15 protein-coding genes are annotated in these 12,898 nt (G+C 67.1%); 1 reads left to right on the top strand and 14 read right to left on the bottom strand.

Features of this window, described 5'->3' with window-relative positions; genetic code table 11:
- Together DBR10_RS14015 and petA are read right to left on the bottom strand one after the other, a co-directional pair.
- Positions 1-934 (bottom strand): cytochrome b (locus DBR10_RS14015; protein WP_442861120.1); only part of this gene is annotated, 934 nt, incomplete at its 3' end.
- 5 nt (positions 935-939) lie between these two features.
- A complete protein-coding gene (gene petA / locus DBR10_RS14020) occupies positions 940-1,491 on the bottom strand; it encodes a ubiquinol-cytochrome c reductase iron-sulfur subunit (RefSeq protein ID WP_108506285.1) in 552 nt (183 codons plus the stop codon).
- A gap of 205 nt (positions 1,492-1,696) precedes the next feature.
- Here petA and DBR10_RS14025 point away from each other — a divergent pair, with 205 nt between their 5' ends.
- Complete coding sequence (locus tag DBR10_RS14025) at positions 1,697-2,155, top strand: tRNA (cytidine(34)-2'-O)-methyltransferase (protein ID WP_108506284.1); 459 nt, start codon at positions 1,697-1,699, stop codon at positions 2,153-2,155.
- On the opposite strand, the gene folP is transcribed toward DBR10_RS14025, so the two are convergent.
- The 12 genes from folP to DBR10_RS20115 all read right to left on the bottom strand — a co-directional run.
- Positions 2,152-2,952 carry a dihydropteroate synthase gene (folP, locus tag DBR10_RS14030; RefSeq protein WP_108506283.1) on the bottom strand — a complete coding sequence of 267 codons (801 nt, stop codon included), beginning with the start codon at positions 2,950-2,952 and terminating at the stop codon, positions 2,152-2,154. The genes DBR10_RS14025 and folP overlap by 4 nt on opposite strands.
- A 26-nt stretch (positions 2,953-2,978) precedes the next feature.
- Positions 2,979-3,446 (bottom strand): YbjN domain-containing protein, encoded by a 468-nt coding sequence (locus tag DBR10_RS14035; RefSeq protein WP_108489918.1) that lies wholly within the window; start codon positions 3,444-3,446, stop codon positions 2,979-2,981.
- A 163-nt stretch (positions 3,447-3,609) separates the two neighbouring features.
- A complete protein-coding gene (gene ftsH, locus DBR10_RS14040) occupies positions 3,610-5,481 on the bottom strand; it encodes an ATP-dependent zinc metalloprotease FtsH (protein WP_108506282.1) in 1,872 nt (623 codons plus the stop codon).
- A gap of 75 nt (positions 5,482-5,556) precedes the next feature.
- Positions 5,557-6,804, bottom strand: a complete 1,248-nt coding sequence (gene tilS / locus DBR10_RS14045; protein WP_108556439.1) for a tRNA lysidine(34) synthetase TilS — start codon at positions 6,802-6,804, stop codon at positions 5,557-5,559.
- A complete protein-coding gene (gene ybgF, locus DBR10_RS14050; RefSeq protein ID WP_108506281.1) occupies positions 6,795-7,646 on the bottom strand; it encodes a tol-pal system protein YbgF in 852 nt (283 codons plus the stop codon). The genes tilS and ybgF overlap by 10 nt, the downstream gene beginning before the upstream one ends.
- A gap of 161 nt (positions 7,647-7,807) precedes the next feature.
- Positions 7,808-8,383 carry a peptidoglycan-associated lipoprotein Pal gene (gene pal / locus DBR10_RS14055; protein ID WP_108556440.1) on the bottom strand — a complete coding sequence of 192 codons (576 nt, stop codon included), beginning with the start codon at positions 8,381-8,383 and terminating at the stop codon, positions 7,808-7,810.
- 180 nt (positions 8,384-8,563) lie between these two features.
- Entirely contained in the window at positions 8,564-9,862 is a 1,299-nt protein-coding gene (tolB, locus tag DBR10_RS14060) for a Tol-Pal system beta propeller repeat protein TolB (protein WP_108556444.1), read from the bottom strand.
- 20 nt (positions 9,863-9,882) lie between these two features.
- Positions 9,883-10,695, bottom strand: a complete 813-nt coding sequence (tolA, locus tag DBR10_RS14065; protein WP_108503968.1) for a cell envelope integrity protein TolA — start codon at positions 10,693-10,695, stop codon at positions 9,883-9,885.
- A gap of 7 nt (positions 10,696-10,702) precedes the next feature.
- On the bottom strand, positions 10,703-11,221 hold the full coding sequence (locus DBR10_RS14070) for an ExbD/TolR family protein (RefSeq protein WP_108503967.1): 519 nt from the start codon (positions 11,219-11,221) through the stop codon (positions 10,703-10,705).
- A gap of 4 nt (positions 11,222-11,225) precedes the next feature.
- Positions 11,226-11,927: a protein TolQ gene (tolQ, locus tag DBR10_RS14075; protein ID WP_108503966.1), complete on the bottom strand. Its 702-nt coding sequence runs from the start codon at positions 11,925-11,927 to the stop codon at positions 11,226-11,228.
- A 111-nt stretch (positions 11,928-12,038) separates the two neighbouring features.
- Positions 12,039-12,497 carry a YbgC/FadM family acyl-CoA thioesterase gene (locus tag DBR10_RS14080; protein ID WP_108503965.1) on the bottom strand — a complete coding sequence of 153 codons (459 nt, stop codon included), beginning with the start codon at positions 12,495-12,497 and terminating at the stop codon, positions 12,039-12,041.
- A gap of 138 nt (positions 12,498-12,635) precedes the next feature.
- Positions 12,636-12,898 (bottom strand): Holliday junction DNA helicase RuvB C-terminal domain-containing protein (locus tag DBR10_RS20115; RefSeq protein ID WP_272482608.1); only part of this gene is annotated, 263 nt, incomplete at its 5' end.

A 12,898-nucleotide genomic window follows, 5' to 3' on the forward strand; every position in this document is an offset into this window, starting at 1 on the left:
CACCGAACATGGCCAGAACGCCCATCAGCTTGTCCGGCACGGCCCGCAGGATCGCGTAGAACGGCAGGAAGTACCATTCCGGAACGATGTGGGCCGGGGTCACCAGCGGGTTCGCCGGGATGTAGTTGTCCGAGTGGCCCAGGGCGTTCGGCAGGTAGAAGACGAAGATCGCAAAGAGGATCAGGAACACGCTCATCGCGAAGCCGTCCTTCACCGTCGCATACGGCGTGAAGGGCAGGGTATCGGCCTTCGACTTGGGCTCGACGCCGGTCGGGTTGTTCTGGCCGACCACGTGCAGGGCCCAGATGTGCAGGATCACGACGCCCGCGATCATGAAGGGCAGCAGGTAGTGCAGCGAGAAGAAGCGGTTCAGGGTCGGGGTGTCGACCGCGAAGCCGCCCCACAGCCAGGTGGTGATCGCCGGACCAACGATCGGCAGCGCGCCGAACAGGTTGGTGATGACGACCGCGCCGTGGAAGGACATCTGGCCCCAGGGCAGGACGTAGCCCATGAAGGCGGTGGCCATCATCAGCAGGTAGATCACGCAACCGAGGATCCAGAGCACTTCACGCGGGGCCTTGTAGGACCCGTAGTAGAGGCCGCGGAACATGTGGATATAGACGGCGATGAAGAACATCGACGCGCCGTTGGCGTGCATGTAGCGGATCAGCCAGCCGTAGTTCACGTCACGCATGATGTGTTCGACGCTGTTGAACGCGTCACCCACATTGTAGTGCATCACCAGGATGATGCCGGTGATCAGCTGGGAGGCCAGGCACAGCGAAAGAATGCCGCCGAAGGTGTACCAGTAGTTCAGGTTACGCGGCGTCGGGTAGTCGACGAAGCTGTCGTAGCCGAGGCGCACGATAGGAAGGCGGGCGTCGAGCCAACGCTCGAAACCGGTCTTCGGTTGATAGGTCGAATGTCCGCTCATCTCGCTTAACCGATCTTGACCTTGGTGTCGGACAGGAAGGCGTACTCCGGAACCGCGAGGTTCTTCGGAGCGGGACCCTTACGGATCCGGCCCGAGGTGTCGTAGTGCGAACCGTGGCAGGGGCAGAACCACCCGCCAAAGTCACCGCCGCCGAAGGTCGGGACGCAACCGAGGTGCGTGCACGACCCGATCAGGACGAGCCACTGGGCCTTGCCCGGCTTGACCCGCTCCGCGTCGGTCTGCGGGTCCTTCAGGGCCGCGTTGTCGTCCTTCACCGCCGCAGCGATTTCCGCCTTCGTGCGGTTGCGCACGAACAGCGGCTTGCCGCGCCACTTCAGGGTCACCTGCTGACCGTCGGCGACCTTGGTCAGGTCGAACTCGGTCGAAGCCAGGGCCAGTGTGTCGGCCGAGGGGTTCATCTGGTCGACGAACGGCCAGACCAGCGAAGCGCCGGCGCCAGCGGCGGCGGCGATGGCTGCGATATAGATGAAGTCACGCCGGTTGGGATCAGACCCATGTTCCGGTTCGTTTGTTGCGCCCACGGCGGTGTCGGCCACCTTAAGTCACCCTTCGATTCCGCCGCGCCGAGAAACCGGCCGGCCAGGAGGAGCGCCTTGCGGCGCCGTATCTTGTCTCGACCCGCAAGCGGATCTCCGCCACAAGGCAGCGGTCAGTTCGTCCTATCGGACGCACGGCGCGAGTCCGCAAGTCCTTTCGATTCGCAGCAATGTCCCTGCTGCCCCTGTGGTTGGTTCGCTTAGAATGCGTGTGGCACTTTTTCAACCGGGCATTCCTCAAAACGTCGGTGCCGCGATACGTTTGGCAGCGTGTTTCGGGGTCGGCCTCGACATTATCGAGCCTTGCAGCTTTCCGCTGGACGACAAGAGCCTGAAGCGGGCGGCGCTCGACTATGGTCCCCTCGCCCACATGAAACGCCACGATTCCTGGCAGGCCTTCCTGGCGGCACCCGAACGGAGTGAAGGACGACTGCTGCTGTTCACGACCCGCGGGGCCACGCCGTTTCATCGATTCGCCTTCGCACCGGGCGACACCCTGTTGTTCGGCAATGAAAGCCGGGGCGCGCCCGACGAGGTCCATGCCGCGGCCGAGGGGCGACTCGTCATTCCACTGCGCCCTGAGGCCCGGTCGATGAATCTGGCCACCACGGCTTCCATGGCGCTCGGCGAGGCCCTGCGCCAGACCGGGGGCTTTCCGGACTAGGTGCGCGGTTCAGGGGCCGCCTGGATGGCCTCCTGGACCACAAGGGCCTGGGCGGTCTCGAAGACGTCATGCACCCGCACCGCCGCGACCCCGGCCGCGGCTCCGGCCAGATGTGCGGCCAGCGATCCGCCCAGGCGCGCGTCAGCCGCCTCGCCCCGGCAATCGAGGGCCGCGATGAACCGCTTGCGGCTCGCCCCCAGCAGCACCGGGAAGCCGAGTGCGACAAATCGTGGCAGGGCCGCCAGAAGGGCCAGATTATGCGCCAGCGTTTTCCCAAAGCCGATGCCGGGGTCCAGCCACAGCCTGTCCCGACTCACACCGGCGGCCAGGGCCACCTCGACCCGCGCCAGCAGGAAGGCCTCGACCTCCCCCACAACGTCGCCATAGGTCGGAGCGGCCTGCATGGTGCCCGGATCGCCCAGCATGTGCATCAAGACGACCTCACAGCCCAGTTCGGCGGCGACGTCCGGGGCTTCCGGGGCATGGCGCAGCGCAGTGACATCGTTCCAGATGCCGGCCCCGGCCGCCACAGCCGCCCGGGCCACGGCCGGCTTCATCGTATCGATCGAGATCGTCACCGCGCTCCTCGCCCGGAGGGCGGCGATCAGCGGCACCACCCGCGCCATCTCCTCGGCCTCGCTGACCGGCGTTGCGCCGGGCCGGGTGCTCTCGCCGCCGATATCGAGGATGTCGGCACCGTCAGCCACCAGCTTGAGGGCCTGGTCCAGCGCCGCGTCCGGATCGATGAACTGCCCGCCGTCGGAGAAGCTGTCGGGTGTGACGTTGACGACCCCCATCACGCGGGGTCGCGATGCCCTCACGGTCACCAGCCGATGAAGGTGGTGAAATCGGGCAGCATGCCGACCCAGAGCTCAAAGTCGTCCTTGAGCCCCTCGAGCGTCCGCCCGGCATTCACATTGACGTCATACTGGACGTAGGGATCGCCTTCCTCGTCCAGATAGGTCTTCAGATAGCGGTTCTTGGTGTTCCACTCATTGGCCTTCTCCAGCTTCAGCGGCTGCTTCAGGTCAAAGCCGGCCGAGAACTGCAGGGCTTTGCAGCGGTCGTCCTTGCAGTCGTAGAAATAGATCTTGAAGTTGGTGCCGTCCGCTGCGCTCTCGATCATCGGATCGCCGCTGCTGTCCTTGGATAGCGCTGCCTTGTAGCCCGCCTTCTGGAGCCAGGCCGCGACTTCAGGGCCGGTCATGCCGTCGCGGTTGATCATTTCGGCGGCGTTCGCCGTGCCCGCCATCGCCACACTGGCCATCAGGGCGATCATTGCCGTCTTCATCTCGTCTGCGCGCTCCGGTCCTCGTCACCAAGGTCTAGAACCTGCGCGACGTCGGGCCAAGGGCGTAGCGCGCAAAGAAAAAGCCGGATCGGCGAACCGATCCGGCTTCTTGTTTCCAGGTCCGGAGCCACAACGCCGAGTCGCGCCGTGAAACCGGAAGGGATCAGGCCGTGACGCTGGTCGGCGAGACCGGCACCGAGGCTGAGGGGCCCGACGGCTTGGTCTCTTCCTCGTCCTTTCGAACAGGCTGAACGCCCTTCATGATGCCGATGATCTCATCGCCGCTGAGGGTTTCAAACTCCAGCAGCGCCTTGGCCACCTGATGGAGATTGTCGAGCTCGTCGGTCAGGATCCGGCGGGCTTCGTCTTCGCCGGTCTTCACAAGGCGGCGAACCTCGGCGTCGATGGTGATCATGGTCTCGGGCGAGACGTTCTGGGTACGGGCCACCGAATGGCCCAGGAACACCTCGTCCTGGTTGTCACCATAGGCGACCGTGCCCAGCTTGTCCGAGAAGCCCCAGCGGGTGACCATGTTTCGGGCCAGGCCGGTGGCGGCACTGATGTCGCTAGACGCACCCGAGGTGATCTTCTCCTTGCCGAAGATCAATTCCTCGGCCACCCGGCCGGCCATCATGATCGCCAGGCGGGAGGTCATCATGTCGAAGCTCATCGAGTAGCGATCGCCCTCGGGAAGCTGCATGACCATGCCGAGAGCCCGGCCGCGCGGCACGATGGTGGCCTTGTGGACCGGATCGGCGACGGGGACGCGCAGGGCCACCAGGGCGTGGCCGCCCTCGTGATAGGCGGTCAGCTTCTTTTCGGCATCGCTCATGGCCATCGAGCGGCGCTCGGCCCCCATCATGACCTTGTCCTTGGCGTGCTCGAAGTCGTGCATGGTGACCATGCGACGGTTCTTGCGGGCAGCGGTCAGGGCCGCTTCGTTGACCAGGTTGGCCAGGTCCGCACCGGAGAAGCCCGGCGTGCCGCGCGCCAGGGTGCGCACGTCGACATCGGCGGCCAGGGGGATGTTCTTCATGTGGACGCGCAGGATCTTCTCGCGGCCCGAAACGTCAGGATTGGGCACCACGACCTGACGGTCGAAGCGGCCCGGACGCAGCAGGGCCGGATCCAGCACGTCGGGACGGTTGGTCGCCGCGATCAGTATGATGCCTTCATTGGCCTCGAAGCCGTCCATCTCGACCAGCAGCTGGTTGAGGGTCTGCTCGCGCTCGTCATTGCCACCACCGAGTCCGGCGCCGCGATGGCGACCGACGGCGTCGATTTCGTCGATGAAGATGATGCAGGGGGCGTTCTTCTTGGCCTGCTCGAACATGTCGCGCACGCGGCTGGCACCGACACCGACGAACATTTCGACAAAGTCCGAACCCGAGATCGTGAAGAAGGGCACGCCCGCCTCACCCGCGACGGCGCGGGCGATCAGGGTCTTGCCGGTACCGGGAGGGCCGATCAGCAGGGCACCCTTGGGAATCTTGCCGCCCAGGCGCTGGAACTTGGCCGGGTCCTTCAGGAAATCGACGATTTCCTGCAGTTCTTCCTTGGCCTCGTCGACGCCGGCCACGTCATCGAACACGACGCGGTTCTTGTTCTCGGTCAGCAGCCGGGCCTTGGACTTGCCAAAACCCATGGCTCCTTTGGCTCCGCCCTGCATCTGGCGCATCAGGAAGAACCACACCCCGATCACGAGGATGATCGGGAGCAGGTTCATGATGATGGCGAACAGGCTGATGCCGCCGCCCTTGAACTTCACGTCCGCGCCCTTGGCCACCAGACGGTTGACCAGTTCGTCGGAATTGATAGGGGCATTGACGGTCAGCACCTTGTCGGAGCTGTCCTTGGCCGAGACGACCTGTCCGGCGATATCCGCCGACTTGATCTCGCCATTGTCGACCTTGCGCAGCAATTGCGAATAGCTGATCTCGCCGCCGCTCTGCGGGTGTGCGGTCTGGGTGACAAAGAACGTGACCGCGAGGGCCGCCGCAATCACCAGCCAGATGGCCAGGTTCCTGAAATTCATACGCTCGTCTTCCCAACGAAAGGCTTCGGCCGACAAAGATAGGACGTCGCGAGCGCTTGCGCCACGTACGCGACGTCAGGTCACGCTTTCTTGGTCGATCAGGCCGATCGCGGCCCTGAACCGTTCCAGAAAGAGCACCTCAAATCCCAGGCCTGTCTGCGGTGCAAGTCCCGGGCCGCCCAGGACGGGACAACGAACCGTGCCGTCAAGCGCGAGTACGGCGGGAAGCGCACCTCGCGCCGGTGCCGGAATGGCCCTGAGCGCCTCGCGCTGGTCCCTGGGCAAGCCTGTTACCCAGCCACGCAGGGCGGTGATCCGCAGGGCACCCCCCGCAGCCGTGAACCCATAGCGGCCGTCCCAGACTCCGGTCTCGCCCGGGGCGACGTCAAGGTCAGCCAGACCGCCGCGCGCCCTCTCGCCCGCCTCGCGGCACAGCATGAGCCGATCCTGGCCTGCAATGGCCTGAAGCCGGGCGCCGGCCAGGGTGGCGGTGAAGGCCTCGCCTGCCCGGAGCCGGTCCGTCAGGGCCTGCACGCGATCGCCCCGGGGGGGCCTCTCCGTCCCGCCCATACACAGGCAGGCCATGGCCAGAGGCGCTGCCGACACGTCGCGCGGCAGGTACAGCAGCCCGGCGGCCGTGCCCTCGTAGGCCGGAGGAACGGCCGGACCCGACGGCTTTCCAGCCGGCACGGGATCGCGCGCCGGCCCTGTCAGGGCCCGCCGGGCGCGCGGGCGGGCATAGCTCAGGTCATCATTGGCCGGATCCTCCAGCCAGGTTTCGCCCTCGGCCCGCAGGGCTTCGCGCAAGGTCTCGCGACGGACCGCAAGCAGCGGGCGCAGGAGGAACACGCCCTGCCCCTCCGGCCAGACGGGCGACGGAGCCCAGTCGCGCGGATCGGATACCGTGGAGCCCGCGGCCCGCATGGCGGCGGCCTCCTGGCAGTCGTCGAGGGTATGGCCCAGCAGCAGCACACGCCCGCCGGCCTCACGCGTGGCCCGGGCCAGCAGGGCGTGCCGGGCCCGGCGGGCCGCAGCCGGCACGCCGGACAGTGGCTTTGGGCCGGTCCACGCCAGAGAGCGGGCCTCGGCGCCAAGGGCCTGAGCCCTCGCCACGGCCTCCCGGGTCCAGCGCGCGCTGTCGGCCTGCAGACCGTGATCGACCGTCAGGCTCAGAACCCGACGGCCGTGGTCCCGCGCCCAGTCGAGGGTCAGTTTCAGAAGCGCCAGCGAATCGCCGCCGCCGGAAAAGCCGACGGCCAGGGGCGCATCGTGGCCGGGATCCAGCCGCCGGTCGAGGGCGGCCCGGGCCGTGGTCAGGCGCACTTGGCCGCGACGCGGGTGGACGCCGCGCGCGACAGGACCGCCGGCGGAGCCTTGGGATAGCGCCGTCCCAGCTCATCCAGGGTCTTGCAGGCGTCAGCGGGCTTCTTCAGGGCGACCAGGGCCCGTGAAAGCTTCAGGGTGGCATCCGGCGCCCAGGCCGTCTGGGGCCAGCCCCGGATCGCGCCGATATAGGCCCCGGCGGCATCGCCGTAGGCTTCCCGCACGAACAGGGTCTCGCCGAGCCAGTAGCGCGCCTCAGGCGTGCGCGGACTGTCGGGATAATTGGTCACGAAGGTCTCGAAGGCCGTCCCGGCATTGGCATAGTCACCGTCAAGCAGCAGCTGGCGCGCCGCCTTGAAGGCCTCGGCCGGATCCGCAGGCGGCGCGGGCGGCGGCGGCGCCTCGGCAGCGGTCGTGACGGCCGCAGCGGCCGCCGCCGCAGCGGTCTCGAGGGCCGTCAGGCGCGTTTCAAGCGTCGCCAGCCGGGTCTCAAGCGCGTCGCCCCTCGCCTTCTGCTCGCCGGCGGCGCGACGGGCCTGGTCGAGATCATGGGTGAGCGCTTCGTTCTGGCCGTTGGCCCGCCGCAGGGTCTCTTCGAGATCGCCGATCCGTTCGCCCAGGGTCGCGATCTGGGCGTCGGTCTCGGCCGGCTGGACGACGACGGGCTTGCCGGTGTCGCGGCCCTGAAACACGATCGAGCGCAGTTCGCGGACGACCTTCTCCATGCGCTCGAGGCGCTTGGCCGAGCGGTCATCCAGGGGATCGGGCATCGGCGTCTGAGCTACGGCCGGAACGGCAGAGCTGGCCAGAAGGACGGCGAGAAAGACGGCTTTGACGGTCATGACGGCAAGTATGCCCTGATTGCGGACAAAAGTGGGGCGGCGACGCAGAAAGCCCTCCCCCGGTTGGGGGAGGGTCTGATGATGGGGGCGAAGCGGCCCGCTCCTGCGGACATGCCCCGCCCCGATCCCGGGTCTTCCCCGCAGAGGAGGAAGGCTGGACTCTAGCGCGCGCCGTCGGTCAGGGCGGTGCGAGCGTTACGGTTCTTGGCCCAGGCTTCTTCGGTGGTGCCGGCGTCGATCGGGCGTTCCTTGCCATAGGACAGGGTCTCGATGCGCGCGGCCGCAACACCCTGGGCGACCAGGAAGTCACGCACGGCATTGGCGCGGCGGGCGCCGAGGGCCAGGTTGTACTCGCGGGTGCCGCGCTCGTCGGCATTGCCCTCGATCCGGACCTTGACGGACGGATAGCGGTTCAGCCACTGGGCCTGACCGGCCAGCAGGGGCTGGGCGTCGGCGCGGACGACATATTCGTCGGTGTCGAAATAGATCCGCTCGCCGATATTGACGACGAAGTCCTGGGCCGAGCCGGGGATCGGGCCGATCGGCTGGGCCGGCGCCGGCGGCGGCGTATAGGGCTTGGCCGGCTCGGCCGGCTGCGCGACCGGAGCGGGTTGCTGCGGGGCGACAGGCTCGGGCTTTGGCCGCGAGGCGCAGGCTGCGAGCGAGGCAGCGGCGAGGCCGATCAGGGCCAGTCTAGCGGCGCGTTGGGTGTCGAAGTTCATCCAGCTTCTCCTCAAAACTCCAGTTTGGCTTCGTTTGATAGACGCCGACGACCTCGACGCGACAGTCAAAACCCACCCAAACTCCACAATGGCGTTCCCTGACCCTGCCGGGACCTGGATTCACTTGCAAGGTGAACCGGCAATACAACGTGGGTGTGAAGCCACGGTTGCGCCCGTGGCCGGGTCACATGGCGATCAGTCGAGCAGCGGTGACCAGGCAGGGTCCGACGCCGCGCCCTGATAGGCCGCAGGGCGCAGGATCCGGCCGGTGATGTCGACCGTCCAGAGCCGCGGCGTGCCGCCCGAGCCCTCGCGGAAGTACATCAGCACCCGCCCGTTCGGCGCCCAGGTGGGCCCCTCATCGAGATAGCTGGTGGTCAGCAGGCGCTCGTCAGAGCCGTCGGTCCGCATCACGCCGATATGGAACTGGCCACCGGTCTGCTTGGTGAAGGCGATGAAGTCGCCGCGCGGGCTCCAGACCGGGGTCGTATAGCGCCCCCCGCCATAGGAGATCCGGCGCACGCCGGAGCCGTCGGCATTCATGACATAGAGCTGGGCCTGACCGCCGCGGTCGGAGTTGAAGACGATCTTGCTGCCGTCAGGCGAGAACGACGGCGACGTGTCGATGGAGGGGTCGGTGGTAATCCGGGTCGACTGGCGGCTGCGCAGGTCGAGCACGTAGATATCGCTGTTGCCGCCCTTCTCGACCGAGAATGCGACCTTGGAGCCGTCCGGCGAAAAACGGGGCGCGAACACCATCCCCGGGAAGCGGCCGACCGTTTCCTGGCGGCTGGTTTCCAGGTTCAGCAGGTAGATCGACGACCCGGTCGGCCGCAGGGCCATATAGGTCAGCTCCTGGCTGGTGGCCGAGAAGCGAGGGGTCATGACGATGTAGGAGCCGTCGGTCAGGAACTGCGGATTGGCCCCGTCCTGGTCCATGATCGCCAGCCGCTTGATGCGGGCCAGCTTGGGGCCGCTCTCGGCGACAAAGGCCACGCGGGTATCGAAATAGCCCTTCTCGCCGGTTAGCCGCTCATAGACGGCGTCGCTGATCTTGTGCGCGACCCGCCGCCAGTTGTCGGGTGTCGACGAGAACTGCAGGCCCAGCAGTTGCTGCTGGCTGAACACGTCCCAAAGCCGGAAGTCGACCCGCAGGCCGCCGTCGGGGCCGACGGTCACCTGGCCGTTGATCAGGGCCTGGGCCCCGGTCGCCTGCCAGTCCGGGAAGCGTGGCTGGACGTTCACGTCGGGCAACTTGTCCGACACGCTGGAGACGTTCAGCGGCTGGAACAGACCCGAGCGCTCCAGATTGCCGGTAATGACCTGGGCGATCTCCGCGCCGCGCCCCGAACCGGAAAAGGCCGGCACGGCGATGGGCAGCGGCTTGACCGCGCCGGCATTGATATCGACCTCGATCTGGGCTGCGGCAGGCCCGGCCAGGGCCACGCCGCCCAGCAGGGCGACGGCCATCAGCATCAGAACTTTCAAGCGCATCACGTTTCCCTTCGGCGACATCATCGGGAGCAGGCCTGTTTTGCGTTGAAGTTCAGGGCGATTTTCTGACCGTAGAGGTCAGACGGCAGATAGGCGAACGGCGAGGCCTGCAACAGGGCCCGAACTGCACGGTCGGACGCAGCCTTCACGACGAAATCCGGGGAACTGGTGCCGGGCGATTCCGGCTGACCCACCACACGGCCGCCGGGGCCGATGACGAACACGACCCGCACATTGACGTTGGAGCCGCCCTCAACCTCGCAATTGGGATTCCAGCGGTCCTGGACCTCGCCCTGCAGGCGACCGAGGGCCGCCGCAGACAGACCGGTCGCCGCCCCGGCCGCCGGACGGGCCGAGACCGAGGTCTCCGGCCGGCTCGGCCCCTTGGGCGCATTGGCCACGGGTTTGCCGGTCGAGGCTTTCGCCTTCGAGATGGTGGCCTCCAGCGAGTCGAAGAAGTCGTTCTCGGCCTTGCGGGTCTGCGCCGGGGTCCTGGGCACCGGCTTGGGCGAAGGCACCGGCTTGGGCGCAGCCTTCGACGGCGGGGCCTGGGCCGGGCTGGGGACCGGGGCCGGTACCGGAGCAGGAGGCTGGGGCGAGGCCTGAGGGACAGGATCCTCGGTCTGGGCCGTCTGCTCGACCAGGGCTTCCTCGGCCGGCCGCACATTGGTGGGGCCCTCGGTGACAATCGTCACCGGCACGCTCTCGCCCAGGGTGATGGGTATGGGCGTCTTCCACGGCCAGCCGACCAGGATCGCCGCCGCGACGGCCCCGTGCAGGACAACCGATCCGATCAGGGCCGGCGAAAAGCCGGTGTCGCGGGAGTCGCTCATCCGCGACCTATTGGGCGGGCCGCAGGTCGCCCGCGCCTTCCGGCTGGGCGTCGCGGGGTGCCGCGCCGGACGTCGGGCCGCCGGTCTCGGTGATCAGGTTGATCTTGGTAAAGCCGGCGCTGGACAGGGCCGCCATGGTCTGGGCGACAATGGCATAGGTGGCTGCGCCGTCAGCCCGCACGAAGATCGGCTTGTCATAGCCGTCCCCGGCGATGGCCGAGATGCGCGGCCCCAGATTCTGGAACGGAATCTGGGCCTCGCCGACATAGATCTCGCCCTCGCGATTGATCGAGACGGTAATGGGCTCCTGCTGGTTCTGCAGGGCGGCCGCTTCAGTCTTGGGCAGTTCCAGCGGCACGCCGGCGGTCAGCAGCGGCGCGCTGATCATGAAGATGATCAGCAGCACCAGCATCACGTCGACCAGCGGCGTGACATTGATTTCCGACAGGGCTCCGCGCGAGCGGCGACCGCGCCGGCGACCGCGGCGCCCACCGGTGGCGAAGGCGTCATTGGCGGACATGGCCATCGGCCTAGACCTTCTCGGCCAGGCGACGCTGGATCGCGGTAGACAGGTCGTCGGCGAAGCCTTCCAGGCGGCCGGCATACTTGCCCGCGTCGGTCGAGAACTTGTTGTAGGCGATATAGGCCGGAATGGCCGCGACCAGACCAATGGCGGTGGCAAACAGGGCCTCGGCGATCGACGGGGCCACCACGGCCAGCGAGGTGTTCTTCTGGATCGCGATGTTCTGGAAGGCGTGCATTATCCCCCAGACCGTGCCGAACAGTCCGATGAACGGGCTGGCGGTTGCCACGATGGCCAGGCTGCCCAGCCCTTCCTCGACCTTGGTGGTCTCGCGGGCGATCATCGTGTCGAGGATGCGGTCGATGCGCTGGACCAGGAAGGCGGCCTGGCTCTCATTGATCGGCCCACGCGCCTTGGCCTCGCGCCATTCGCGTAGCGCGGCCTGCAGCATGCGCGGCAGCGGATGACGCGGGTTCGAACCCGCTTCGCCGGCCACGTCTTCGAGCGACCGGCCCGAGCCGACCTGGCTCTCGAACTTCTCGGCCGCACGGTTCAGCGCGCCGAAGCGGAACAGCTTGTCGAGGATCACCGCCCAAGATCCCAGTGAGGCGAGGATCAGGCCGATCATCACCGCCTTGACCACCCAGTCGGCCTGCAGAAACAGGGACAGGAACGAGAAACTGACGGGGGCGGCGGCGGCGGCGTCCATGCGGGGGTCCTGCTCCGTTGGGGCGTCAAAACAAGTAGCGCCTTAGTGGCATGAAGCGGCGCTTTGGTGAAACTATGACAATCGTCGGGGGATCCCGAAAATCGACTTCAATCAGGCTTTCGGGGTTTCGGCGTCCTCGAGCCAGGGGGCCATCTGGACCAGCATCCGGGCCGTCGGCTTGCGCGGGCGACCGTCCAGGCTGATGCAGACGGCGACGCCTTGGGCCTGACAGATCAACTCGTCGCCCCGCGTGACCCGCTGCGTCACGAACAGGCGCGGCCCCTTGACGCTGTCGAAGGTGGTGCGCACCATCAGGGCATCGTCGATCCTGGCCGAACGCTTGAAGTCCAGCTCCATGCGGATAATCGCGAACGCGGTGTCGGCTTCAGCCAACTCGGTATGCGAGATGCCGATCAGCCGGAAGAAGTCGCTCCGCCCCCGCTCGAAATAGCGCAGGTAGTTGGCGTGGTAGACGATGCCGGAGAAGTCGGTGTCTTCGTAATAGATCCGGACGGGCAGCTGGTGCTCGCGGCCGTGGAACACGCCGGCGGTGGGTTCAGGGGTGGTCAATTCACTAGCTCCCTTCGACTTGCCCCCTACGGATCGCTTCGCGATCGTCTTCCCCCAAAAGGGGGAAGAGGGATCGGCGCACTTCCTCTTCCCCCTCCGGGGGAGGAGCGCGAAGCGCGGAGGGGGCAAGTGATCAGATCACTCCTCCCCGAACAACCCCGCCTGGCCCTGAGGCGCTGCCGGGGCCTTCAGGCCCAGATGCAGATAGGCCTTGCCGCAGGCCACCCGGCCGCGCGGCGTGCGCTGGATGAAGCCCTGCTGCATCAGATAGGGCTCGATGACGTCCTCGACGGCATCGCGGGCCTCGGCGATGGCATAGGCGATGGTCTCGACCCCGGCCGGGCCACCGCCATAGTGCTCGATCAGGGCCCGCAGGTAGCGGCGGTCGAGGGAATCCAGCC

The sequence above is a fragment of the Caulobacter sp. HMWF025 genome (assembly GCF_003060965.1).
Lineage (GTDB): Bacteria > Pseudomonadota > Alphaproteobacteria > Caulobacterales > Caulobacteraceae > Caulobacter.

Excerpts from the sequence above, each read along its gene's own strand:
- DBR10_RS14025 (WP_108506284.1), top strand. The coding sequence starts at position 1,697 with ATGCGTGTGGCACTTTTTCAACCGGGCATTCCTCAAAACGTCGGTGCC.
- DBR10_RS14070 (WP_108503967.1), bottom strand. The coding sequence starts at position 11,221 with ATGGCCATGTCCGCCAATGACGCCTTCGCCACCGGTGGGCGCCGCGGT.
- folP (WP_108506283.1), bottom strand. The coding sequence starts at position 2,952 with ATGGGGGTCGTCAACGTCACACCCGACAGCTTCTCCGACGGCGGGCAG.
- ybgF (WP_108506281.1), bottom strand. The coding sequence starts at position 7,646 with ATGACCGTCAAAGCCGTCTTTCTCGCCGTCCTTCTGGCCAGCTCTGCC.
- ftsH (WP_108506282.1), bottom strand. The coding sequence starts at position 5,481 with ATGAATTTCAGGAACCTGGCCATCTGGCTGGTGATTGCGGCGGCCCTC.
- tolB (WP_108556444.1), bottom strand. The coding sequence starts at position 9,862 with ATGCGCTTGAAAGTTCTGATGCTGATGGCCGTCGCCCTGCTGGGCGGC.
- tolQ (WP_108503966.1), bottom strand. The coding sequence starts at position 11,927 with ATGGACGCCGCCGCCGCCGCCCCCGTCAGTTTCTCGTTCCTGTCCCTG.
- tolA (WP_108503968.1), bottom strand. The coding sequence starts at position 10,695 with ATGAGCGACTCCCGCGACACCGGCTTTTCGCCGGCCCTGATCGGATCG.
- DBR10_RS14035 (WP_108489918.1), bottom strand. The coding sequence starts at position 3,446 with ATGAAGACGGCAATGATCGCCCTGATGGCCAGTGTGGCGATGGCGGGC.